1 protein-coding gene is annotated in these 765 nt (G+C 58.7%); it reads right to left on the bottom strand.

Annotation, left to right across the window (positions count from 1 at the left end; all coding sequences use genetic code 11):
- A partial coding sequence (locus QN219_RS33750; RefSeq protein WP_284004757.1) for an AMP-binding protein occupies nt 1-765 on the bottom strand: 765 nt, incomplete at both ends.

Genomic DNA, 765 nt, shown 5'->3' with positions numbered 1-765 from the left:
ATAGCGGGCGAGGTCGCCGGTGCGGTACATCCGCGCCCCCGGCTCTCCGCAGAACGGATCGGCCAGGAAGCGCTCGGCCGTCAGCTCCGGTTGGTTGAGATAGCCGCGCGCCACCCCTGCCCCGCCGATGTAGAGCTCGCCGACCGCCCCGAACGGCACCGGTGCGCCATGCCGGTCGAGAAGATACACACGCGTGTTCGCAATCGGGCGGCCAATCGGAATTGAGGCCAGCCCCTCGGCGGTTTCGGTTATCTCGAATGTTGCACATCCAACCGTTGCTTCGGTCGGGCCAAAATGATTGATCAGACGTACATTCGGAAAGCGCCGCTGCCAAAAATATATGTCTGCGGGGACTAAGGGTTCTCCGCCGACCATAAGTGTTCTTGTTGGTGGAGGTCCGTCGTAGTCCCCAAGGGACTTATTCAACATACTCAAGTGCGTTGGTGTCAGCTTAATCAAATCATAGGTAGTACCGTCGCCTGGAGCAGTGAAGGAATCTAGCTGACGAGAATGTTCGAAGAGATGCAGTCGCGCACCTGCCAGGAGTGGCCCGAACAAAGTGGTAACAATGCCGTCAAAGCTTAACGAGTGCAGTAGGGGCGAGCCCTTCGAAGCTTGCTTGTAGTATGAATGAACTGACCATTGCAGATAATTTGCCAGACCGGCATGCTCGACCATGACGCCCTTTGGCGTGCCGGTGGATCCGGAGGTGTAGATGATGTAGGCGAGATGGCGGGAAGTGAGGCCGAGGGCGCGGGGGTCGGG

This window comes from Sinorhizobium sp. 8-89 (assembly GCF_030124325.1).
Taxonomy (GTDB): domain Bacteria; phylum Pseudomonadota; class Alphaproteobacteria; order Rhizobiales; family Rhizobiaceae; genus Sinorhizobium.
This window is presented reverse-complemented; position numbering and strand designations above follow the sequence as displayed.